The 21,710-nt window shown below is 69.5% G+C and carries 22 protein-coding genes; 11 read left to right on the forward strand and 11 right to left on the reverse strand.

The genetic code is table 11. From position 1 onward, the window contains the following. Positions 1 to 73 precede the first annotated feature (73 nt). The 4 genes from P8T65_RS32710 to fasR form a co-directional block, all read right to left on the reverse strand. Positions 74 to 322, reverse strand: coding sequence for an acyl carrier protein (locus tag P8T65_RS32710; RefSeq protein WP_152775753.1), 249 nt, complete (start codon positions 320 to 322; stop codon positions 74 to 76). Positions 323 to 434: 112 nt separating this feature from the next. Further along, positions 435 to 1,466 carry a ketoacyl-ACP synthase III gene (locus P8T65_RS32715; RefSeq protein ID WP_316728789.1) on the reverse strand — a complete coding sequence of 344 codons (1,032 nt, stop codon included), beginning with the start codon at positions 1,464 to 1,466 and terminating at the stop codon, positions 435 to 437. Positions 1,467 to 1,479: 13 nt separating this feature from the next. Then, positions 1,480 to 2,394, reverse strand: a complete 915-nt coding sequence (locus P8T65_RS32720) for an ACP S-malonyltransferase (RefSeq protein WP_184894641.1) — start codon at positions 2,392 to 2,394, stop codon at positions 1,480 to 1,482. A gap of 89 nt (positions 2,395 to 2,483) precedes the next feature. Further along, a complete protein-coding gene (gene fasR / locus P8T65_RS32725) occupies positions 2,484 to 3,686 on the reverse strand; it encodes a fatty acid biosynthesis transcriptional regulator FasR (protein WP_316728790.1) in 1,203 nt (400 codons plus the stop codon). A 219-nt stretch (positions 3,687 to 3,905) separates the two neighbouring features. Here fasR and P8T65_RS32730 point away from each other — a divergent pair, with 219 nt between their 5' ends. Beyond that, positions 3,906 to 4,565: a pirin family protein gene (locus tag P8T65_RS32730; RefSeq protein WP_316731807.1), complete on the forward strand. Its 660-nt coding sequence runs from the start codon at positions 3,906 to 3,908 to the stop codon at positions 4,563 to 4,565. 51 nt (positions 4,566 to 4,616) lie between these two features. Here P8T65_RS32730 and P8T65_RS32735 read toward each other — a convergent pair whose 3' ends face one another. Together P8T65_RS32735 and P8T65_RS32740 are read right to left on the reverse strand one after the other, a co-directional pair. Beyond that, on the reverse strand, positions 4,617 to 5,444 hold the full coding sequence (locus P8T65_RS32735; protein ID WP_316728791.1) for a serine hydrolase domain-containing protein: 828 nt from the start codon (positions 5,442 to 5,444) through the stop codon (positions 4,617 to 4,619). A 19-nt stretch (positions 5,445 to 5,463) separates the two neighbouring features. Beyond that, the gene (locus P8T65_RS32740; protein ID WP_316728792.1) at positions 5,464 to 5,940 is read right to left on the reverse strand and encodes a GNAT family N-acetyltransferase; all 477 of its coding nucleotides are present in this window, start codon (positions 5,938 to 5,940) and stop codon (positions 5,464 to 5,466) included. Positions 5,941 to 6,036: 96 nt separating this feature from the next. Here P8T65_RS32740 and P8T65_RS32745 point away from each other — a divergent pair, with 96 nt between their 5' ends. Continuing rightward, positions 6,037 to 6,522 carry a MerR family transcriptional regulator gene (locus P8T65_RS32745; protein ID WP_316728793.1) on the forward strand — a complete coding sequence of 162 codons (486 nt, stop codon included), beginning with the start codon at positions 6,037 to 6,039 and terminating at the stop codon, positions 6,520 to 6,522. Then, positions 6,519 to 7,544 carry an aldo/keto reductase gene (locus P8T65_RS32750; protein ID WP_316728794.1) on the forward strand — a complete coding sequence of 342 codons (1,026 nt, stop codon included), beginning with the start codon at positions 6,519 to 6,521 and terminating at the stop codon, positions 7,542 to 7,544. Before P8T65_RS32745 ends, P8T65_RS32750 begins: the two co-directional genes overlap by 4 nt. 90 nt (positions 7,545 to 7,634) lie before the next feature. On the opposite strand, the gene P8T65_RS32755 is transcribed toward P8T65_RS32750, so the two are convergent. From P8T65_RS32755 to P8T65_RS32765, 3 genes are all read right to left on the reverse strand, one after another. Beyond that, the gene (locus tag P8T65_RS32755) at positions 7,635 to 8,495 is read right to left on the reverse strand and encodes a DUF4429 domain-containing protein (protein ID WP_316728795.1); all 861 of its coding nucleotides are present in this window, start codon (positions 8,493 to 8,495) and stop codon (positions 7,635 to 7,637) included. A 75-nt stretch (positions 8,496 to 8,570) separates the two neighbouring features. Further along, positions 8,571 to 9,779: an alpha/beta hydrolase gene (locus P8T65_RS32760; RefSeq protein ID WP_316728796.1), complete on the reverse strand. Its 1,209-nt coding sequence runs from the start codon at positions 9,777 to 9,779 to the stop codon at positions 8,571 to 8,573. A gap of 124 nt (positions 9,780 to 9,903) precedes the next feature. Beyond that, the gene (locus P8T65_RS32765; RefSeq protein ID WP_316728797.1) at positions 9,904 to 10,560 is read right to left on the reverse strand and encodes a TetR family transcriptional regulator; all 657 of its coding nucleotides are present in this window, start codon (positions 10,558 to 10,560) and stop codon (positions 9,904 to 9,906) included. A gap of 100 nt (positions 10,561 to 10,660) precedes the next feature. Between P8T65_RS32765 and P8T65_RS32770 the strand changes: the two genes are divergently transcribed. Beyond that, a complete protein-coding gene (locus P8T65_RS32770) occupies positions 10,661 to 12,286 on the forward strand; it encodes an MFS transporter (RefSeq protein ID WP_316728798.1) in 1,626 nt (541 codons plus the stop codon). Between the two features lie 286 nt (positions 12,287 to 12,572). Continuing rightward, positions 12,573 to 12,878, forward strand: a complete 306-nt coding sequence (locus P8T65_RS32775) for a small hydrophobic protein (RefSeq protein ID WP_316728799.1) — start codon at positions 12,573 to 12,575, stop codon at positions 12,876 to 12,878. Positions 12,879 to 13,044: 166 nt separating this feature from the next. On the opposite strand, the gene P8T65_RS32780 is transcribed toward P8T65_RS32775, so the two are convergent. Further along, entirely contained in the window at positions 13,045 to 13,791 is a 747-nt protein-coding gene (locus P8T65_RS32780; RefSeq protein WP_316728800.1) for an ion channel, read from the reverse strand. A 72-nt stretch (positions 13,792 to 13,863) separates the two neighbouring features. Then, the gene (gene aceE / locus P8T65_RS32785; RefSeq protein WP_316728802.1) at positions 13,864 to 16,611 is read right to left on the reverse strand and encodes a pyruvate dehydrogenase (acetyl-transferring), homodimeric type; all 2,748 of its coding nucleotides are present in this window, start codon (positions 16,609 to 16,611) and stop codon (positions 13,864 to 13,866) included. Between the two features lie 436 nt (positions 16,612 to 17,047). Here aceE and P8T65_RS32790 point away from each other — a divergent pair, with 436 nt between their 5' ends. The 6 genes from P8T65_RS32790 (at position 17,048) to P8T65_RS32815 (ending at position 21,697) form a co-directional block, all read left to right on the forward strand. Next, positions 17,048 to 17,488 (forward strand): DUF3052 domain-containing protein, encoded by a 441-nt coding sequence (locus P8T65_RS32790; RefSeq protein WP_033527287.1) that lies wholly within the window; start codon positions 17,048 to 17,050, stop codon positions 17,486 to 17,488. 200 nt (positions 17,489 to 17,688) lie between these two features. After that, positions 17,689 to 18,147 (forward strand): peroxiredoxin, encoded by a 459-nt coding sequence (locus P8T65_RS32795; protein WP_184894666.1) that lies wholly within the window; start codon positions 17,689 to 17,691, stop codon positions 18,145 to 18,147. Between the two features lie 114 nt (positions 18,148 to 18,261). Then, entirely contained in the window at positions 18,262 to 18,837 is a 576-nt protein-coding gene (locus P8T65_RS32800; RefSeq protein ID WP_005478762.1) for a calcium homeostasis/redox stress adaptation protein, read from the forward strand. A 166-nt stretch (positions 18,838 to 19,003) separates the two neighbouring features. Next, entirely contained in the window at positions 19,004 to 19,579 is a 576-nt protein-coding gene (locus P8T65_RS32805) for a TerD family protein (RefSeq protein WP_184894669.1), read from the forward strand. 125 nt (positions 19,580 to 19,704) lie between these two features. Then, positions 19,705 to 20,850, forward strand: a complete 1,146-nt coding sequence (locus P8T65_RS32810) for a DUF475 domain-containing protein (protein WP_316728807.1) — start codon at positions 19,705 to 19,707, stop codon at positions 20,848 to 20,850. A 109-nt stretch (positions 20,851 to 20,959) separates the two neighbouring features. Beyond that, positions 20,960 to 21,697, forward strand: coding sequence for a Tellurium resistance (locus P8T65_RS32815; protein ID WP_184894673.1), 738 nt, complete (start codon positions 20,960 to 20,962; stop codon positions 21,695 to 21,697). Positions 21,698 to 21,710 lie beyond the last annotated feature (13 nt).

Here is a 21,710-nt window from a genome sequence, read left to right on the forward strand (position 1 = left end):
AGCGGCGCCACCGCCGGGTGGCGGGGCAAACGGACTGCTCCGCGGAGGATCGGGCCGGACCCGATCCGCCGGATCAGCCCTGGTGCTTGAGGATGTACTCGGTCGCGTCGCCGACCGTCTTGAGGTTCTTGACGTCGTCGTCCGGGATCTTGACGTCGAAGCGCTCTTCGGCGGCGACGACGACCTCGACCATGGACAGCGAGTCGACGTCCAGGTCGTCGGTGAAGGACTTGTCCAGCTGGACGTCCTCGACCGGGATGCCGGCGATCTCGTTCACGATGTCGGCGAGACCGGCGACGATCTCTTCCTGGGTGGCGGCCATGTCAGGCGCTCCTTCGTAGATTTCAGACTGTTTCGAGAGGGTGGGGCGGCCCGCCGCGTCAGCGGCAGGTTGTGCTGTTCCCGCGCCGGACCACAAGATCCGGCGCGGGTGCCTAGGGGAGGGTAACGACCGTCGCGGCGTACACGAGACCCGCCCCGAAGCCGATGACGAGCGCGGTGTCGCCGCTCTTCGCCTCGCCGGTCGCCAGGAGCCGCTCCATCGCGAGCGGGATCGAGGCGGCCGAGGTGTTGCCGGTGGTACGCACGTCACGCGCGACCGTGACGTGCTCCGGCAGCTTGAGTGTCTTCACCATCGAGTCGATGATCCGCTCGTTGGCCTGGTGCGGAATGAAGACGTCCAGGTCGTCCGAGGTGATCCCGGCCGCGTCCAGCGCCTGCTGCGCGACCTTCGCCATCTCGAACACGGCCCAGCGGAACACCGCCTGGCCCTCCTGCGTGATCGCGGGGAACTTGACGTTGCCCTCGCTGTCGAGCGGGAGCTTCTCGAGGTCACCGATCCGGTACTCGTTCCACGGGACCGTCTGCTTGATCGTTCCGGCCTTGTCGCCCTCGGAACCCCACACCGTCGGGCCGATGTGCGGCTCCTGGGAGGGACCGACGACGACCGCGCCGGCGCCGTCACCGAAGAGGAAGGCCGTGGCCCGGTCCTCCAGGTCGGTCAGGTCGGACAGCCGCTCGACCCCGATGACGAGGACGTACTCGGCCGAACCCTCGACGATCATGCCCTTGGCGAGGGTGAGGCCGTAGCCGAAGCCCGCGCAGCCGGCCGAGATGTCGAAGGCGGCGGCCTTGGCCGTGCCCAGCTTGTCGGCGATCTCGGTGGCGACGGCCGGGGTCTGGCTGAAGTGCGACACGGTCGAGACAACGACCGCGCCGATCTGCTCGGCGGAGATCCCGGCGTCGGCGATCGCCTTGCCGGACGCCTCGACGGACATGGCGGCGACGGTCTCCTCGTCGTTCGCCCAGTGCCGGGTCTCGATGCCGGAGCGGGAGCGGATCCACTCGTCGGACGAGTCGATCTTCTCCAGGATCACGTCGTTGGGCACCACCCGGACCGGGCGGTAGCCACCCACGCCGAGGATGCGCGCGTACGGAGCGCCTTTGCCAGGCCTGATCTTCGACATAGCTCCGGGGCTCCTAGTTCTGGTGCTCGGCGATGAGCGCGCGAGCGGCGTCGAGGTCGTCCGGTGTCTTCAGCGCCACCGTCGCCACACCCGGCAGCGCCCGCTTGGCGAGTCCGGTGAGCGTGCCGCCGGGGCACACCTCGACGAGCGCGGTCACGCCCAGCTCCTGGAAGGTCTCCATGCACAGGTCCCAGCGGACCGGGTTGGCGACCTGTCCGACGAGACGGGAGAGCACCTCGGCGCCGGTGGCGACGGCCTGCCCGTCCTTGTTGGAGACATAGGTGAGCTTCGGGTCCCCGGGGGCGATCTCCTCGGCGGCCTTGGCGAGGCTGTCCACGGCGGGGGCCATGTGGTGCGTGTGGAAGGCGCCTGCGACCTTCAGGGGCACCACACGACGGACGCCCTCGGGCTTCTCGGCCGTCAGTACGGCGAGCTGCTCCAGGGTGCCGGCGGCGACGATCTGGCCCGCGCCGTTCACGTTGGCCGGGGTCAGGCCCAGCCTCTCCAGGTGCGGGATCGTCACCTCGGGGTCGCCGCCGAGCAGCGCCGACATCCCGGTCTCGGTGATCGCGGCGGCCTCGGCCATGGCCAGGCCCCGCTTGCGGACGAGGGTCAGCGCGGCCGTGTCGTCGAGGACACCAGCGAACGCGGCGGCGGTGATCTCGCCCACGCTGTGGCCGGCGACCGCGCCGGGCGTCACGTCGCCCAGGGCGGCGGCGGACAGCAGTCCGGCCGCCACGAGCAGCGGCTGGGCCACGGCGGTGTCGCGGATCGCGTCGGCGTCGGCCTCGGTGCCGTAGTGGGCGAGGTCCAGCCCGATGGCGTCCGACCACGCGCCGAGGCGGTCGGCGGCACCGGGGAGGTCGAGCCAAGGAGTCAGGAAGCCGGGCGTCTGGGCGCCCTGGCCGGGAGCGACGAGTACGAGCACTCTCACACTCTCTCTTGGGGACGGCTCAGGCCGCCCGTGAGGACAGGGACGAAGAACACGAGGGGGTTTTGTAGCCCTCCGACAAAACCCTAGAGCTGGGGATCCCCATCCACCAGACGCCCCAGGATCAGCGCGATCCTCAGGGTGAAGGCCGAGCGTACATCGGAGGGCGACCAACCGGTGACGTCAGTCACACGTCGGAGCCGGTAGCGCACGGTGTTGGGGTGGACGAACAGCATCCGGGCCGCGCCCTCGAGGCTCGAGGCTTGTTCGAGGTAGACACTGAGCGTTTCCAAGAGAGCCGAGCCGGCTTCCTCAAGCGGTCTGTAGATCTCCTCCACCAGTTGCTCGCGCGCACTGGGATCACCGGCGATCGCGCGCTCCGGAAGCAGATCGTCCGCCAGAACGGGGCGCGGCGCGTCCTGCCACGCCGAGCATGCCTTGAGTCCGGCGGCGGCGGCCTGCGCGGACCGGGTCGCGGCCAGCAGGTCGGGCACGATCGGCCCGGCCACCACGGGCCCCGCCGCGTACGGTCCGATCAGCGACTTCGCCACCTGCAGCGGGTCGTTGTTCCCGCCGGCGATCACCACGAGGCGGTCGCCCAGCACCCCGGTGAGCACCTGGAGCTTGGCGTGCCGTGCGGCGCGCCGGATGGCCTCCACGGTCAGCTCGCTGTCCCCGTCCGGGGCGGTGCCGAGGACCACGCAGACATGGTCGGGGGAGTTCCAGCCGAGCGCGGCAGCCCTGCTCACGGCGCCCTCGTCGGCCTCGCCGCTGAGCACCGCGTTCACCACCAGGGACTCCAGCCGGGCGTCCCAGGCGCCGCGGGCCTCGGCGGCCTGCGCGTACACCTGCGCGGTGGCGAAGGCGATCTCCCGCGCGTAGACGAGCAGGGCCTCGCGGAGCACGCTCTCGTCGCCGGGGGCGGCGACCTCGTCGATGGCGGACTCCATGACCTCGATGGTCGTGCGCACCATCTCCACGGTCTGCCGGAGCGTGATCGCCCGGGTCAGTTCACGCGGCGCGGTCCCGAAGACGTCCGTCGAGATGGCCTGCGGGGCGTCCGGACGCCGGAACCACTCGGTGAAGGCGGCGATACCGGCCTGGGCGACCAGCCCGATCCACGACCGGTTCTCCGGTGGCATCGCCCGGTACCAGGGCAACGTCTCGTCCATCCGCGTGATGGCCTGCGCGGCGAGGCTTCCGGACGACTTCTCCAGCCGCCTCAGCGTCGCGGAGTGCGGATGGGCGTACGGCGCGGTTGCGGACTTGCTGGTTTCGGGTTCGGGCACGGGACAAGACTGCCTTATCGCTGCGCTTGCCTGCGCCGGAGGGGTGTGGGCCGGGGGTGAGTCTGCACCGGGGGTGCGTCCCGTCGGGGGCTTCCGCCCCCGCGTATCGGCCTGAACGGCCTCGTCCTCAAACGCCGGACGGGCTGAGTGGTGCCGGCCGGGGCTGGGTGGTGGGGCCCAGGCCGGGTGGTGCCGGTCGGCGCTACCTTGGGAACCGTGATGGATCTACGGCGCGCCGGCACGCGCTACCCCGGCGGGGACCCGGAGGCCGGGATCGCCTCGCTGCACGCCTTCTCCTTCGGGGCGCACTACGACCCGGACAACCTGCGGTTCGGCGCGGTCATCGCCTGCAACGAAGAGCAGCTCGCACCCGGCGCCGGGTTCGACGAGCATCCGCACAGCCACACCGAGATCGTCACCTGGGTCGTCGAGGGCGAGCTGACGCACCGCGACACCACGGGCCACGAGACGGTCGTGCGCCCCGGTGACGTCCAGCGGCTGAGCTCGGCGGGCGGCGTACGGCACGTCGAGCGCAACGACGGCTCCGCGCCGCTGACCTTCGTGCAGATGTGGCTGGCCCCGCTGGACCCGGGCGGCGACCCCGCGTACGAGATCGTGCGCGGCATCGCCGACTCCACCCCGTACGCCGTCCCCGAGGCCGGGGCCATGCTGCATGTCCGGCGGCTGGGCACGGCGGGGGAGCGGACCGCGGTGCCGGACGCGGCGCGGGTGTACGTGCACGTCGTCCGGGGCTCGGTGCGCTTCGGACCGCACGAGCTGGAGCCCGGGGACGCGGTGCGGGCCGCGGACGAGAAGGGGCTGGAGCTGGTCGCGGTCGCCGCCCCGGCGGAGATGCTGGTGTGGGAGCTCGGCGGGTGACGGGCCGTCAGTTCTCGGTGGTGGTTCCTCCGTTGCCGCTTCCTTCGCGCATCAGGCCCCCTTCCCGACCTCCGCGAGCACCGCGTCCGTGAACGGGGTCCACGCCTCGACCGCCCACGGCCCGAACGCCCGGTCCGTCAACGCGACGCACGCCACCCCGGCGACGGGGTCGATCCACAGGAACGTTCCCGACTGGCCGAAGTGCCCGAAGGTCCCCGGCGACGACGACGTGCCCGTCCAGTGCGGCGCCTTGGAGTCCCGGATCTCGAAGCCGAGCCCCCAGTCGTTGGGGTTCTGGTGCCCGTAGCCCGGCAGGACGCCCTTCGTGCCCGGGTACTGCACGGTCATCGCCGCCGCGACCGTACGCGGGTCCAGCAGCCGGGGCGCCTGTACCTCGGCGGCGAACCGCACCAGGTCCTCGACGGTCGACACGCCGTCCTTCGCCGGGGAGCCGTCGAGCGTGGTGGACGTCATGCCCAGCGGTTCCAGCACCGCCTGCCGCGCGTACTCCGCGAACGGGATGTCCGCCGCCTTGGCCACATGGTCCCCGAGCACCTCGAACCCGGCGTTGGAGTACAGCCGCCGCCCCCCGGGCGGGCCCGTCACCCGGTGTTCGTCGAAGGCCAGCCCGGAGGTGTGTGCCAGCAGATGCCGCACGGTGGACCCCGCCGGGCCCGCCGGCTCGTCCAGCTCGACCGCCCCCTCCTCGTACGCGACCAGCACGGCGTACGCGGCGAGCGGCTTGGTGACCGAGGCCAGCGGAAAGCGGTGGCCGAGGGGCCCATGGGTCCCGAGGACGGTGCCGTCCGCCCGCACGACAGCGGCGGCGGCGGTGGGAACCGGCCAGTTCTCGATCAGGGCGAGGCTCTGCAGTGACATGCCCACGAGCCTAAGCGGCTCATAGGTTCAGCTGCATCAGAGGGTCGGGCCTGCGCCGGAACCCCATCGACGCGTACAGGGGCTCGGCCTCGGCGGAGGCCGTCAGATGGACGTGTCCGGCGCCGGCCTCGCGGAACCACTCGACGAGGGCCTCCATACAGGCGCGCGCGTAACCCCGGCGCCGGCAGTCCGGATCGGTGGCCACGCTGAAGACGTGGCCGACCGCGCCGAGCGGGTTGCCGGGCTTCCCGATCCGGTAGTCGACCGTCCCCACCACCAGCGCCGCCAGCGCGTCCGGGCGCTCCGGATGGTCGACGACGAAGGCCGCGAACTCCCTGTCTGCACCGTCGAGTCGGCGGCGCAGGACCGGCAGGGACTCCGTGTGCCAGTCGGTGGGACCGCCCGCTCCCGGGGGCGCCATCGAGTCGATCATCACCTGGCGCAGCCGGAGCACTTCGACCGCGTCCCCGGCCGTGGCACGTCGTACGAGACCCATGTCCGCACGCTAGCCAGCGGGTCGACGTCATGTCCCGGTGTTTTCTCACCGGATTCGCTTGCTTCGAGCGCACTCCAGGGTTTTAGCGTGGTGGTCATGACGGTGATGGAGACCACGAGTACGACGAGTGCCGACGGTGCTGCCGGTACCGACAGTTGCGCCGGTCCGCCGCTCAAGCCGCGTCGGCCGGACGGGCAGGACAGATACACGATCAGCGAGGTGGTCGACCTCACCGGGCTGACGGCGCACACCCTGCGCTGGTACGAGCGGATCGGGCTGATGCCGCACATCGACCGCTCCCACACCGGCCAGCGCCGCTACCGCAACCGCGACCTCGACTGGCTCGACCTCGTGGGCAAGCTCCGGCTCACCGGGATGCCGGTGGCCGACATGGTCCGCTACGCCGAGCTGGTGCGCGAGGGCGACCACACCTACACCGAGCGCTTCGACCTGCTCAAGTCGACCCGGGACGACGTCCTGTCCCGGATCGCAGAGCTCCAGGACACCCTGAACGTGCTCGACCGCAAGATCAACTTCTACGCTGACGCCGGGCGCGCCCCGGCGTCGGAGAGGGCCTCATGACGGACGGCGGGACGAACGGCACGATCGCGACGGCACGGCTGGGTGCGGGCGGCCCCGAGGTGGGCGTCCAGGGCCTCGGCTGCATGGGCATGAGCTTCGCGTACGGCCCCTCGGACGCGGCGGAGTCCCGGGCCACCCTGGAGCGCGCGCTGGAACTGGGCGTCACGCTCTACGACACGGCTCACGCGTACGGCGCCGGGGAGAACGAGCGGTTCCTCTCCCCGTTCTTCAAGGCACACCGTGACGAGGTCGTCGTCGCCACCAAGTTCGGTCTGGCGATCGACCCCGACGACCCGACGAAACGGATCATCCGCAACGACGCCGCCCACATCCGGGAGTCCGTCGAGGGAAGCCTGCGCCGTCTCGACGTCGACGTGATCGACCTCTACTACATGCACCGGCGCGACGTGGGCGTGCCCATCGAGGAGACGGTCGGCGTGATGGCCGAGCTGGTCCGCGAGGGCAAGGTCAAGCAGCTGGGCCTGAGCGAGGTCACGGCCGCCGAGCTGCGCACCGCCCACGCCGTGCACCCCATCGCCGCGCTCCAGTCCGAGTGGTCGCTGTTCAGCCGTGACATCGAGGCGAACGTGGTCCCCACGGCCCGCGAGCTGGGCGTCACCCTGGTCGCCTACTCCCCGCTCGGCCGGGGCTTCCTCACCGGGTCCTTCGCCAAGGCGGAGGACCTCACCGCCGACGACTTCCGCCGCCAGCAGCCGCGCTTCACCGGCGAGAACGCCGAGGCCAACGCGGCCCTCCTGACCCCGATCCGCGAGGTCGCCGCCGCCCATGACGCCACCCTCGGCCAGACAGCCCTGGCCTGGGTCCACCAGCAGTCGGCGGTGCACGGCCTCCCGGTCGTCCCGATCCCGGGCACCCGCAAGCCGGCAAGGGTGGAGGAGAACGCGGCGGCGACGAGGATCGTCCTGGGCGAGGAGGACATGACCCTCCTGGAACCGATAGCGGCGAAGGTGGCAGGCAACCGCTACGCGGACATGCGCTTCACTTCCGCGGGCAGGGAGTAGGGCAGCGCGCCCATAGGGGCGCGGGGAGCTGCGCGACAAGCCACGACGCACCGTCAGTGCAGAACGGAGCTCCCCACGAACGGCGATCGGCTAAAGCTCCGCCAACAACTCCGCCTTCTTCACACTGAACTCCTCGTCAGTGACCAGCCCCGCCTCGTGCAACTCCCCCAGGTGCCGGATCCGGTCGGCGATGTCGGCCGGATCCCGCCGAGGCCCCGCCTCGACCGAAGCGGGGGCCACCCCCGCACCCCCCGCGGAGCGCACCGCGGCCAGGACCGCGGCGGCGAACGGCAACGACTCGTGCACCGGTCCGTACCCCAGCCCGAACACGACCGAGGCCGGATCATGGTCCGGCTGAGCCGGACGTTCCCCGGCGGCCTCCCGCCGCAGCAACCGCAGGTACCCCTCGAAGAGCTCCGGCGACCGCCACTCGACCCCACCGAGCGCACTCACCGGAAAACTCTGGTCCCCGGCCTTCCACTTCGCCGACGACGCCCCCGTCCAGAACCACCGGAACGACACCGAGCGCCCGTCGAACGACGCCTTCCCGTCGTACGCCTTGAACTGCAACGGCGCCTCGGGCGCGGCCACCAGGAACCGTTCCGTCGGCCCGGTCTCGGTCAACCGGGACCGCAGCTCGTCGGCGTAGTACTCCGCGAGTGTCTCCCGCTCGGCCGGCAGCACCAGCCGGTACGGGTCGGAGCCCTCCTTGAGCTGGTCCGCCGCCGCCTCCATCAGCGGATCGGCGCCCGGCCGCGGCACGGCACGCAGGACGACGGTGCCCCGCTTCCCGGGTGTCAGTGAGACCCCCGCGATCGCCTCCAGGGGGATGCGCCGTTCACCGAGGGCCTGGAAGAGCTTCGGCGTACGAATCCCCCGTTCGAAGCGGATGAGGACGGAGTCGGACTCGAACTCCCAGGCGGCTTGAAATCCGGCCAGTACGTCACCCATGCGGCTCATCGTATGCGGGCGACGCGGGGAAGTCCCGACCGAGGCGAACCGCACTTTTACCCCCTTCTACGCGCGTCAGGCCGCAGCGCTGTCGGACAGACCTGTCAGACACGCGTCGTTCTCCGGCGCACACCGCACCGACTCGTACGCGCCGATGCCGATCTCGGCGAAGTTGTGCAGGCTCTCGGTGCCCGGCTCGAAATAGCCGCTGTGTCCCTGGGCGTCGGCCGCCGACAGGATGCGCGCCCCGAACTCCGTGGAGACCGGGTCGGCGCCGTGGCCGAGCCCGCCGACCTCCAGGTAGGGCACGTCCTGGACCCAGTCGTCGGCGTCCCGCATGGCCCACACCCGGGCCGCCGTCCGCAGTTGCCCGACCGACTCGGCGCGCATGCCGGGGCTGCCCGCGACCGCGATGTCGGTGACTCGTGACGGCAGTGAGCGCGCGGCGACCCCGCACACCACGGAGCCGTAGCTGTGGCACACCAGCGCGACGGTGGAGCCGCCGGGCAGGCTCCGCACCAGCGCGTTCAGCCGGACCGAGCCCTGTTCGGCCCGCAGCGCGGTCGCCGAGTCCAGGCCCAGGCCGTCGGGCGCGGTGTAGTCGGCCCAGGCGATGACGGCCGTACGCGTCCCGCGGCTCGCCGCGCGCTCCGCGTCGTAGAGCGACTCGGCCATGCCGACGGGGGCGGAGTACCGGCGGTTGGTGCGCTGGAAGTTGATCACGTTGGTGTCGACGCCGGGGACGACGACGGAGACGCGCTCGGCCTTGTCGAGGTCGCCGAAGACCTCGGCGACCCGGCCGTTGCCCTCGGGGTCGAACGCAAGGATGTGCCGTTTCTTCACGGCCAGCATGTCGAAGCGGTGCATCCGGCGGCCGGCCTCGTGCCGGCCGATCTCGGAGAGCCGCTTGTCGTGCGTGCGTTCCCGTTCGTGCCGGCTCTGCTGTTTCAGCGCGATGCGGTTGGCCCGGTACCGCAGTTCCACGGGTGCGCCGTTCATGTTGCCGACGGCGAGTGGATAGCGGTGGGCGAGCCGGGTGCGCTGGGGCGCGGTGAGCGAGGCGAAGAAGGCCGCCAGGCGGTGCGGGGACGATTCGGCGTCCGGCAGTTCACGGCCGTCGAGGTGTCCGCTCTGCCACGCGGAGAGCGACGCCTGGAGCGGCGACTTCTCTCGGTGGCTGCGGATCGCGGTCCAGCCGGTGGTCGCCAGCATCACGAAAACCACGGCCAGCGCCAGGAGTGCGCGCCAGACGTTCAGTTGCGGGGAGGAGTCGAAGGAAGTCACTGAAAGGACACACTAAGAGAACGGAAGGGTCTCGCGTTAACCGAGTGAGGGGGATCACGTTTCGATCACGCCCGTTCCGTACGGTGCGCAGAGAAGGTCCCGTTGATGCCCGTACTGGCGTATTTCAGTCAGTGCGCCACTTTTCGGCCAACGAGGGGCGCAGGGCGTCCAGGTGTGCGGTGGTCAGCTCGCGCATCGCCTCCATGCTGAGGTCGCCGCCCAGCGCCCACAGCCGCTCTGTGACGCGCATGACACCGGCGAACACCGCCACCGCCACGCGCGGCCGGGGGTCGGTCTCCACGTCCAGTCCCTCGCGCTCGGCGATGATCCGCTCGATCTGCCGCCCCACCTCGTCCGCCCTGCGCAGATGCGCGGCCAGCAGCGCGGGCGTCGACTCGACCATGCCGTACGCGCGCAGGTGGAGGTCGAGCGGGACGACCTGGCCGACGGCCGCGCCGAAGGCGTCCCAGCCCTCCAGGACGGCGTTGCGCATCGCCTCCAGCGGGGCCTCGTGCGCGGGCCGGGCGCGCACGGCCGCCAGGAAGTGCTCGTGGGTGAGGCTCACGACCGCGAGCGCGGCCTCCTCCTTGCCCGCGAAGTAGCGGAAGAAGGTGCGCTGCGACACATTGACGGCCTCGGCGATCTCGTCGACCGTCGTCGCCTCGTACCCCCGCGTGGTGAACAGCTCCAGAGCCGCCCGCAGCAGCGCGTCATGGGTGCGCTGCTTCTTCCGCTCGCGCAGCCCGGGCCGCTCGTCCGCCGTCGCCGTCGCAGTGTCCATGAACCCTCGTCTCCACCCGCCCCTGCGGCGAGTGACGTGACAGTTACCGACTTGTGAATTGGTTTGTCAACTGTCAGTGGCTGTCATTAGTCTCGCGCGCATGACTAGTCAGACCACTGTCGACAAGACGGGACCGGGGGACAAGACGCCAGACGTCCCGTCGGACCCGACGACGAACCAGGGCCGGGGCCTGCGCGGCCATCCCTGGTTCACCCTCCTCACCGTGGCCGTCGGCGTCATGATGGTCGCCCTCGACGGCACCATCGTGGCGATCGCCAACCCGGCCATCGCGAAGGATCTGGGTGCCACCTGGGCCGACGTCCAGTGGATCACCAACGCGTACTTCCTCGCCCTCGCCGTCACGCTCATCACCGCGGGCAAGCTGGGCGACCGCTTCGGCCACCGCCAGACGTTCCTCATAGGCGTGGTCGGCTTCGCCGCCGCCTCCGGGGCCATCGGCCTGTCGAACTCGGTCGCCTTCGTGGTGACCTTCCGTGTCTTCCAGGGCCTGTTCGGCGCGCTGCTGATGCCCGCCGCGCTCGGCCTGCTGCGCGCCACGTTCCCCGCCGAGAAGCTGAACATGGCGATCGGCATCTGGGGCATGGTCATCGGCGCCTCCACCGCGGGCGGCCCGATCCTCGGCGGCTTCCTGGTGGAGAACGTCAGCTGGCAGTCGGTGTTCTGGATCAACGTCCCGGTCGGCGTCCTCGCCGTGGCCCTGGGTACCTGGATCCTGCTGGACCACCGCGCCGAGAACGCCCCGCGCTCCTTCGACGTGCTGGGCATCGCCCTGCTGTCCGGAGCGATGTTCTGCCTGGTCTGGGCGCTCATCAAGGCCCCGGAGTGGGGCTGGGGCGACGCGCAGACCTGGACCTTCCTGGTCGTCTCGGTCGTCGGCTTCGCCCTCTTCGCCCTCTGGGAGACGAAGGTGAAGGAGCCGCTCATCCCGCTGGCCCTCTTCCGTTCCGTACCGCTCTCGGCGGGTGTCGTCCTGATGGTCCTGATGGCCATCGCCTTCATGGGCGGCCTGTTCTTCGTGACGTTCTACCTCCAGAACGTGCACGGCATGAGCCCCATCGACGCGGGTCTGCACCTGCTCCCGCTCACCGGCATGATGATCGTCGGCTCGCCCCTGGCCGGCGCCCTGATCACCAAGGCGGGACCGCGTATCCCGCTGGCCGGCGGTATGGCCTGCACCGCGATCGCCATGTACGGCATGTCGACCCTGGAGACGGACACGGGCAGCGTCGTGATGTCCCTCTGGTTCGCCCTCCTCGGACTCGGCCTCGCCCCGGTGATGGTCGGCGCCACCGAGGTCATCGTCGGCAACGCGCCCCTGGAGCTGTCCGGTGTCGCCGGCGGTCTCCAGCAGGCCGCGATGCAGATCGGCGGCAGCCTCGGTACGGCCGTACTGGGCGCCGTGATGACGTCCAAGGTGGACAGCGACTTCGCGGGCAACTGGAAGGACGCGGGGCTCCCGCCGCTCGACGAGGCGCAGCTCGCCCAGGCCAAGCAGGCGGTCCAGCAGGGCGCGGCCCCCGTCGCCGAGGGCACGCCGGCGGAGATCGCCGCGAAGATCACCACGGTCGCGCACGACACGTTCATCTCCGGCATGAGCCTGGCGTCCCTGGTCGCCGCCGGGGTGGCCGCGGTCGCCGTCCTCGTGGCGTTCCTGACCAAGCGCGGCGCGAACGCCGAGGCGGGTGCCGGAGCGGCGCACATCTAACAGCTTCGCCACTGCTTCACGCGCGGGTTTCCGCCCGCGTTCGCCTATCAGGGTGACAACGCTGAAGATCGCTTCCACCCGGTGCGCGCCGCAGGTCACAGTGGGTCAAGTCCTCCGCACGGCCTGGTCGTTCGACCGCGGAGCGACCCGGGGGTCTGCGGCGCGCTGCCGGAGGGGGGCAGCGCGCGCAGACGGCTCCGTCAACTCTCCCTGGTTTCAACCACTCCGCCGGGGTACTCGCCATCTCGTACTCGAACTGACCGCGAGGTTCAGGGAGTTGTCGACTATGGCGGGCTTCGGACACGGTACGCGCAGGCACCCCCGCTCACGTGGCCGGACGTGGTCACGGACCGGGCCGGATCGCGCGACCCTCGGGATCATCGGAGTCATCTGCGCGGTCGCCGGATTCTTCGTCCTGAGCATCGTCCTGGGACCCGTGGCGGTCCTCTGCGGCTGGCTGGCCATGAACCGCACCTGGTCCGGCGCCCGCCCCGTCCCCGCGATCATCGCGGTCGTTCTGGGTGCGATCGACACGATCCTGGCGATCATCTGGCTCGCGGGTGTGACGGGGCCGGGAACGGGTCTCGTCTGAGCGTGCGGCCCGGTGGGGCTTCTCGCGCAGTGCCCCGCGCCCCCAAAAGACACGGCCCCCTGCGGGCCGTGAAACAGCAGGGGCGCAGCCCCGCTTTTTCAGGGGCGCGGGGAACTGCGCGAGAAGCCCCACCCAGCCGCACCCGACAACGCACCCCACCCCACCCTCACCCGCCTCCCTCCGGCACCCCCTTCAACGACGCCACCTCTGCCCGCAACAGCCGAACCTCCTCGGCAAGTTCCGCTATCGCGGCCGTCTGCCGCCGCTCCTCCGCGTCGTCCTTCTCGAACCGCGCTATGAACCACGCCGCGATGTTCGCGGTCACCACACCCAGCAGCGCGATCCCGGACAGCATCAGCCCGACCGCCAGCACCCGCCCCAGTCCGGTCGTCGGCGCGTGGTCCCCGTACCCCACGGTCGTCATCGTCGTGAACGACCACCACACCGCGTCGTCCAGCGTGTCGATGTTCCCGCCCGGCGCGTCCCGCTCCACGGACAGCACCGCCAGCGAGCCGAACATCAGCAGCCCGAGGACCGCCCCGCCGACGTACGTCGTGAGCTTTATCTGCGACGCCATCCGCGCCCGCTGCCCGACCAGCAGCAGCGTCGCCACCAGCCGCAGCAGCCGCAGCGGCTGGATGACGGGCAGCACCACGGCCGCCAGGTCCAGCCACCGTGTCCGGACGAACTCCCACCGCCGCTCGGCGAGGAGGAGCCGGATGACGTAGTCGAGCGCGAACGCGCCCCACACCCCCCACTCGGCGACGTCGCACCACCACCGCACGTCCGCGCTCGCGTCCGGCCGGACGATCGGCACGGCGTACGCGACGGCGAACACCAGGGCCAGACCGAAGAGCGGACGCTGGGTGTGCTGTTCCCAAAGGAGCTGTGCCGAGACCGATCGCTGCTTCATGTCGGCATCGTAGGAAACGTGAAGGGGTGGTGAACCCACCGGTTCACCACCCCTTGACATCCAGGCCGGATGCTAGGCGTCGCCGCCCGCGGCCCCCGGGTCCGCCGCCGCCACGTCGAGCAGCTGGTAGCGGTCGATGGCCTGCTTCAGCACCGAGCGGTCGACCTTGCCCTCACGCGCCAGCTCGGTCAGCACGGCGACCACGATCGACTGCGCGTCGATGTGGAAGAAGCGCCGGGCCGCACCCCGGGTGTCCGCGAAGCCGAAGCCGTCCGCGCCCAGCGACTGGTACGTGCCCGGCACCCAGCGCGAGATCTGGTCCGGCACCGACCGCATCCAGTCGGAGACGGCCACGAACGGCCCCTCGGCGCCGCTCAGCTTCCGCGTCACGTACGGGACCTGCTGCTCCTCCTCGGGATGCAGCAGGTTGTGCCGCTCCACCTCGACCGCCTCGCGCCGCAGCTCGTTCCAGGAGGTCGCCGACCAGACGTCCGCCTTCACGTTCCAGTCGGCGGCGAGGATCGCCTGCGCCTCGACGGCCCACGGCACCGCGACACCGGAGGCGATGATCTGCGCGGGGATCGAGCCCGCCTCGCCCGCCCGGTAGCGGTGGATGCCCTTGAGGATGCCCTCGACGTCCACGTCCGCCGGCTCGGCCGGGTGCTGGATCGGCTCGTTGTAGACGGTGAGGTAGTAGAAGACGTCCTCGCCCGGCTTGCCGTCCGCGGTCTCGCCGTACATCCGGCGCAGACCGTCCTTCACGATGTGCGCGATCTCGTACCCGAACGCCGGGTCGTAGGCGACACAGCCCGGGTTGGTGGACGCCAGCAGCTGCGAGTGCCCGTCCGCGTGCTGCAGACCCTCGCCGGTCAGGGTCGTACGGCCGGCGGTCGCGCCCAGGACGAAACCACGGGCCAGCTGGTCGGACATCTGCCAGAACTGGTCACCGGTGCGCTGGAAACCGAACATCGAGTAGAAGACGTAGACCGGGATGAGCGGTTCGCCGTGCGTGGCGTACGCCGAACCGGCGGCGATCAGCGAGGCAGTGCAGCCCGCCTCCGAGATGCCGTCGTGCAGCATCTGCCCGGTCGGGGACTCCTTGTACGCGAGCAGCAGATCGCGGTCCACAGCCTCGTACTGCTGGCCCAGCGGGTTGTAGATCTTCGCGCTCGGGAAGAACGAGTCCATACCGAAGGTGCGGTACTCGTCGGGAGCGATCAGTACGAACCGCTTGCCGATCTCCTTGTCCCGCATGAGGTCCTTCAGCAGTCGGACGAACGCCATGGTGGTGGCGATCGACTGCTGGCCGGAGCCCTTCTTCACACTCGCGTACGTCTTCTCCTCCGGCAGTGCCAGCGGCTTCGCCCGCACGACGCGCGTCGGGACGTACCCGCCGAGCCCCTTGCGGCGGTCGTGCATGTACTGGATCTCCTCGGAGTCCCGCCCGGGGTGGTAGTACGGCGGGGCGCCGCTCTCCAGCTCCTTGTCGGAGATCGGCAGGTGCAGCCGGTCGCGGAAGCGCTTGAGGTCGTCGACCGTCAGCTTCTTCATCTGGTGCGTGGCGTTGCGGCCCTCGAAGTTCGGGCCCAGGGTCCAGCCCTTGACGGTCTTCGCCAGGATGACCGTAGGCTGGCCCTTGTGCTCGTACGCCGCCTTGTACGCCGCGTAGATCTTGCGGTGGTCGTGACCGCCGCGCCCAAGGTGCAGGATCTGGTCGTCGGTCATGTTCTCGACCATCGCGCGCAGCCGGTGGTCGTCACCGAAGAAGTGGTCGCGGATGTACGCCCCGGTCTCCGTGGCGTACGTCTGGTACTGGCCGTCCGGCGTGGTGTTCATCCGGTTGACCAGCACGCCGTCGCGGTCCTGCGCGAGCAGCGGGTCCCAGGAGCGGTCCCAGACCAGCTTGATCACGTTCCAGCCGGCGCCCCGGAAGACCGACTCCAGTTCCTGGATGACCTTGCCGTTGCCGCGCACCGGGCCGTCGAGGCGCTGGAGGTTGCAGTTCACGACGAACGTCAGGTTGTCGAGGCCCTCGCGCGCGGCCAGGGTGAGCTGGCCGAGCGACTCCGGCTCGTCCATCTCGCCGTCGCCGAGGAACGCCCAGACGTGCGACTTGGAGGTGTCCGCGATCCCGCGCGCCTCCATGTAACGGTTCATCCGCGCCTGGAAGATCGCGCCCAGCGGGCCGAGGCCCATGGACACGGTCGGGAACTCCCAGAAGTCCGGCATCAGGCGCGGGTGCGGGTAGCTGGACAGGCCGTACGGCGCCTTGGACTTCTCCTGGCGGAACGCGTCGAGCTGCTGGTCGTCGAGCCGGTCCAGCAGATAGGCGCGGGCGTAGATGCCGGGGGAGGCATGGCCCTGGAAGAAGATCTGGTCGCCGCCGTCGCCCTCGTCCTTGCCGCGGAAGAAGTGGTTGAAGCCCACGTCGTAGAGGGAGGCGGAGGACGCGAAGGTCGCGATGTGACCACCGACGCCGATCCCGGGCCGCTGAGCGCGCGAGACCATCACGGCGGCGTTCCAGCGGGTCGCGTTGAGGATCTTCCGCTCGATCTCCTCGTTGCCGGGGAAGAACGGTTCGGCCTTGGTCGGGATGGTGTTGACGTAGTCCGTGCTGCGCATCTCGGGCACGGCCACGCGCTTCTCGCGGGCCCGCTCGATGAGCCGGAGCATCAGGTAGCGCGCGCGCTCACGGCCGCGCTCGTCCACGGCGGCGTCGAGCGAGTCGAGCCACTCCTGGGTCTCCTCGGGATCGAAGTCAGGGACCTGACTCGGAAGGCCGCCAATGATGATCGGATTGCGATCGGATCCGGAAGCCACGCTGTTCCTTAGCTGTCAGAGGGCCGCTCTTCAATGGTTCTTCTGGGGGTTCCACAGGGGTTCTTCTGGGGGTTCTCTAGGTGCCTGCACCGCCCCCCATCGTGTACCTCGGGAACGCAAACGTCATCTCTACCGAGAGGTAACCAGGGCGGTCACCGGCTCGACAAAGGTAGTAAAGGTATTCGATGCTCGTACCCCCGGATGGTTGCTGAATGCGCAAAAAGGGCAGAACGGTGTGGCGTGCGTCACGTGAAGCTGTGAATCCGCGTAGAGAGTTGCGGTGACACGGCCCGGATCGTCACCGTTTCGGCGGTCTCCAAGGCTGGGTACTTGCGCGATCCGCCCCGCCCGTGTGGACTACGGCCAATGCTTCGCGCACGCGCGTGGCTGATTCCCCAGGGGGCGACCCCACCCGAACATGATCAGGAGGCAACCCGTGAGCGCGACCGCGGACCACGCGGAGGAGCGGACGAACCCTGCCGCGAGGCTGGGGTTCCAGCCCGAGCAGGTGGTCCAGGAGATCGGCTACGACGACGATGTCGACCAGGAGCTCCGCGAGTCCATCGAGGAAGTCGTAGGCAGTGAGCTCGTCGACGAGGACTACGACGACGTGGCCGATGCCGTCGTGCTGTGGTTCCGAGACGACGACGGCGACCTGACGGATGTGCTGGTGGACGCCACCACGTACATCGAGGAAGGTGGCTCGATCCTGCTGCTGACGCCCAAGACCGGGCGGGACGGCTATGTGGAGCCCAGCGACATTTCGGAGGCCGCGACGACTGCGGGGTTGTCCGCGTCGAAGAGTGTCAGCGTGGGCAAGGACTGGAGTGGCAGTCGGCTGGTCACGCCGAAGGCGGCGAAGTCCGGCAAGAGGTAAACGCTGCCGCTTCGGCTCGGCAGGTTCGCCTGAGAGCTCGGGACGAGCTGCTCGACGGCGGCCGCGTTCGTCGTGGGTTGTCGCGCAGTTCCCCGCGCCCCTGGAGGCGGGCCCCTTCGGGGCCACCCCTCCAGGGGCGCGTCGTTTCCCGTGCGTAGGCTGGGTCACTCGAACAGTCCATGAAGGGACTCAGGTAGATCATGGCGATCCAGGTCGGTGACAAGGCCCCCGACTTCGAGCTCAAGGACAATCACGGTGCCACCGTGCGGCTCTCGGACTTCCGGGGCGAGAAGAACGTGGTGGTGCTCTTCTACCCCTTCGCGTTCACCGGGGTGTGCACGGGCGAGCTGTGCGAGCTGCGGGACAACCTGCCGAAGTTCGTCAACGACGACGTGCAGCTGCTGGCCGTGTCGAACGACTCCATCCACACTCTGCGGGTCTTCGCCGAGCAGGAGAGCCTGGAGTACCCGCTGCTGTCGGACTTCTGGCCGCACGGCGAGGTCTCCCGGGCGTACGGCGTCTTCGACGCGGACAAGGGCTGCGCGGTGCGCGGCACGTTCATCGTCGACAAGGAGGGCCTCGTCCGCTGGTCGGTCGTCAACGCCCTGCCGGACGCCCGCGACCTGAACGAGTACCTCGCGGCCCTCGACACCCTGTGATTCTTCGGTTCCACACCCTGCGGGGAACGGGAACCCGTCACTAGGATCGACACGTTGATCCGACACCAATGCAACGCAGGGGCTCCCCGCCCCTGAAACCAAACGGAGGACTTCGTGGGAGTCAGCCTCAGCAAGGGCGGCAACGTATCGCTGACCAAGGAGGCGCCGGGCCTGACCGCGGTCATCATCGGGCTGGGGTGGGACATCCGCACCACGACCGGCACCGACTTCGACCTGGACGCCAGTGCCCTGCTGCTGGACGCGTCGGGCAAGGTCAGCAGCGACGCCAACTTCATCTTCTTCAACAACCTGAAGAGCCCGGACGGCTCGGTCGAGCACACCGGCGACAACCTCACCGGTGAGGGCGAGGGCGACGACGAGCAGATCAAGGTCAACCTCGCGACCGTCCCGGCCGAGATCGAGAAGATCGTCTTCCCGGTCTCGATCTACGACGCCGAGAACCGTCAGCAGTCCTTCGGTCAGGTCCGCAACGCCTTCATCCGCGTGGTGAACCAGGCGGGCGAGGCGGAGATCGCCCGCTACGACCTCTCCGAGGACGCCTCCACCGAGACCGCCATGGTCTTCGGTGAGCTCTACCGGCACGGCGCCGAGTGGAAGTTCCGCGCCATCGGCCAGGGCTACGCCTCGGGCCTGCGCGGTATCGCCCAGGACTTCGGTGTGAACGTCTGAGTCACGGGGGAAGACCCCCGTGCGCCACAGACTCACCGCGTCCGGCGCCGCTGTCGACACCGACCGCGGCGCCGGACGCGCTCGTACGCGGGCCCGGGTGGGCCCGCGTACGGAACAACTGAACAGTTGAGCAACTGCAGCTCGAAAATCGGGGAGGACCAGCACCATGGGCGTCACACTCGCCAAGGGAGGCAATGTCTCCCTCTCCAAGGCCGCGCCGAACCTCACACAAGTGTTGGTCGGGCTCGGCTGGGACGTCCGGACCACCACCGGAGCCCCCTTCGACCTCGACGCCAGCGCGCTGCTGTGCCAGGGCGGCCGGGTGCTGGGGGACGAGTGGTTCGTCTTCTACAACAACCTCAAGAGCCCGGACGGCTCGGTCGAGCACACCGGCGACAACCTCACCGGCGAGGGGGACGGCGACGACGAGTCGCTGATCATCGACCTCTCCCGGGTGCCGGCCGCCGTCGACAAGATCGTCTTTCCGGTCTCCATTCATGACGCCGAGAACCGCGGCCAGGCCTTCGGGCAGGTCAGCAACGCCTTCATCCGTGTGGTCAACCAGGCCGACGGCCAGGAACTCGCCCGCTACGACCTCTCCGAGGACGCCTCCACCGAGACCGCGATGATCTTCGGTGAGGTCTACCGCTATGGCGGCGAGTGGAAGTTCCGCGCGGTGGGACAGGGGTACGCGTCCGGCCTGCGGGGCATCGCCCTCGACTTCGGGGTGAACGTCTCGTAGCGCTATATGCGCAAAAGCCGGGGCCGTGTGGGGTGCGAGGGGTGCCCGACTAGACTTCGGGTTCAAAGTTTCGCAAAGCCGCGCGCGGCGCGGGGGAACCCCGTACACACACGATTGGGTAGCCAGTGGTTCTGAAAACCTTCGGCTGGTCGTTCGCGGTCACCGCGCTCGGCTTGGTAGCAGCTGTTCTCTATGACGGATGGACGGCGCTCGGGCTCGTCGCGATCCTGTGCATCCTGGAGATCTCGCTGTCGTTCGACAACGCGGTGGTCAACGCCGGGATCCTGAAGAAGATGAATGCCTTCTGGCAGAAGATCTTCCTCACCATCGGCATCCTGATCGCCGTCTTCGGCATGCGGCTGGTCTTCCCCGTCGTGATCGTCGCCGTCAGCGCCAAACTGGGGCCGATCGAGGCCGTCGACCTGGCGCTGACCGACAAGGACCAGTACCAGCAGCTGGTGACCGACGCCCACCCGTCGATCGCGGCCTTCGGCGGCATGTTCCTGCTGATGATCTTCCTCGACTTCATCTTCGAGGAGCGGGAGTACCAGTGGCTCGCCTGGCTGGAGCGCCCGCTGTCCAAGCTCGGCAAGATCGACATGCTGTCGGCCTGCATCGCCATGATCGTCCTGCTGATCACGTCGATGACCTTCGCGACCAACGCCCACCAGCACGGCGGCGCCCATGTCGACAAGGCACAGACGGTCCTGATCTCCGGCCTCGCGGGCCTCATCACCTACCTCGTCGTCGGCGGACTCTCGGGCTACTTCGAGAACAAGCTGGAGGAGGACGAGGAGCGCGAGCACGAGGAGGAGGAAGCGGCCGCCCGCAGCGGCAAGCCACGTTCGGCCGTCGCCCTCGCGGGCAAGGCCGCGTTCTTCCTCTTCCTCTACCTGGAGGTCCTGGACGCGTCCTTCTCCTTCGACGGCGTCATCGGCGCCTTCGCCATCACCAACGACATCGTCCTGATGGCACTGGGCCTCGGTGTCGGCGCGATGTACGTCCGGTCGCTGACCGTGTACCTGGTCCGCCAGGGCACCCTCGACGACTACGTGTACCTGGAGCACGGCGCGCACTACGCGATCGGCGCCCTCGCCGCGATCCTCCTCATCACCATCCAGTACGAGATCAACGAGATCATCACCGGTCTCATCGGTGTCCTCCTGATCGGCTGGTCCTTCTGGTCCTCCGTCCGCCGCAACAAGGCGCTGGTGGCCGAAGAGGGAAAAGCTGACGCCGCCGACAAGGCGGAGGTCTCCTCCGGGGTGTGATCACCCGTGTGGTGAGGGCAGGCTCTGAGCGGGGCGGCCGACGAGGATGCGTCCTCGTCGGCCGCCCCGTCGGTGGTTGACGCGACGACACGGCAGGTGTGGGGCGGGCATGAGTTTTCTGGACAACCTGTGGCGCGGGCGGGCCTCGGAGTTCGACGCGGGCAACGCGGCGACCAACGCGATCGAGCTGACCAAGCGGCACCAGAAGGTGTCCCTCTCCAAGCAGAACGCGGCCGCCGGCCATCTGCGGGTCAACCTGTCCTGGCGGATGCGGACCTCCGACATCGGCGCGCCCAAGCGGCAGAGCGTGCTGCGGCACCCCTTCAAGGCGCTCAAGCCGGAGGAGGTGCAGGCGCACAGCCAGAGCATGGTGAACGTCGACCTGGACCTCGGCTGCCTCTACGAACTGGCCGACGGGACCAAGGGGGTCGTCCAGCCGCTGGGCGGCTTCCTCGGCGACATCAACGAGGCGCCGTACATGCGGCTGAGCGGGGACGACCGGTTCGGCTCCGGGTCCGGCGAGACGATGTACATCAACCTGGACCACCGGGACCAGTTCAAGCGGATGCTGGTCTTCGTCTACATCTACGACCAGACGCCGGCCTTCGACCGTACGCACGCGATCGTGACGCTGTACCCGAGCAACGGGCCGCGGATCGAGATAGGCCTGGACGAGCGGCATCCGCAGGCCCGGTCCTGTGCGGTGGTGATGATCGAGAACGTCAAGGGCGAGATCACCGTCCGCCGGGAGGTGAAGTTCGTCTACGGCTTCCAGGCCGAGCTCGACCGGTTGTACGGGTGGGGGCTGCAGTGGGGGCGGGGCTACAAGACCAAGGCGGAGCGCTGACACGGGCCCTGAG

The organism is Streptomyces sp. 11x1, assembly GCF_032598905.1.
GTDB lineage: Bacteria > Actinomycetota > Actinomycetes > Streptomycetales > Streptomycetaceae > Streptomyces.

Coding starts and splice junctions, on each gene's coding strand:
- P8T65_RS32710 (WP_152775753.1), bottom strand. CDS start 322: ATGGCCGCCACCCAGGAAGAGATCGTCGCCGGTCTCGCCGACATCGTG.
- P8T65_RS32715 (WP_316728789.1), bottom strand. CDS start 1,466: ATGTCGAAGATCAGGCCTGGCAAAGGCGCTCCGTACGCGCGCATCCTC.
- P8T65_RS32730 (WP_316731807.1), top strand. CDS start 3,906: ATGGATCTACGGCGCGCCGGCACGCGCTACCCCGGCGGGGACCCGGAG.
- P8T65_RS32735 (WP_316728791.1), bottom strand. CDS start 5,444: ATGTCACTGCAGAGCCTCGCCCTGATCGAGAACTGGCCGGTTCCCACC.
- P8T65_RS32740 (WP_316728792.1), bottom strand. CDS start 5,940: ATGGGTCTCGTACGACGTGCCACGGCCGGGGACGCGGTCGAAGTGCTC.
- P8T65_RS32745 (WP_316728793.1), top strand. CDS start 6,037: ATGACGGTGATGGAGACCACGAGTACGACGAGTGCCGACGGTGCTGCC.
- P8T65_RS32750 (WP_316728794.1), top strand. CDS start 6,519: ATGACGGACGGCGGGACGAACGGCACGATCGCGACGGCACGGCTGGGT.
- P8T65_RS32755 (WP_316728795.1), bottom strand. CDS start 8,495: ATGGGTGACGTACTGGCCGGATTTCAAGCCGCCTGGGAGTTCGAGTCC.
- P8T65_RS32765 (WP_316728797.1), bottom strand. CDS start 10,560: ATGGACACTGCGACGGCGACGGCGGACGAGCGGCCCGGGCTGCGCGAG.
- P8T65_RS32770 (WP_316728798.1), top strand. CDS start 10,661: ATGACTAGTCAGACCACTGTCGACAAGACGGGACCGGGGGACAAGACG.
- P8T65_RS32775 (WP_316728799.1), top strand. CDS start 12,573: ATGGCGGGCTTCGGACACGGTACGCGCAGGCACCCCCGCTCACGTGGC.
- P8T65_RS32780 (WP_316728800.1), bottom strand. CDS start 13,791: ATGAAGCAGCGATCGGTCTCGGCACAGCTCCTTTGGGAACAGCACACC.
- P8T65_RS32795 (WP_184894666.1), top strand. CDS start 17,689: ATGGCGATCCAGGTCGGTGACAAGGCCCCCGACTTCGAGCTCAAGGAC.
- P8T65_RS32805 (WP_184894669.1), top strand. CDS start 19,004: ATGGGCGTCACACTCGCCAAGGGAGGCAATGTCTCCCTCTCCAAGGCC.
- P8T65_RS32815 (WP_184894673.1), top strand. CDS start 20,960: ATGAGTTTTCTGGACAACCTGTGGCGCGGGCGGGCCTCGGAGTTCGAC.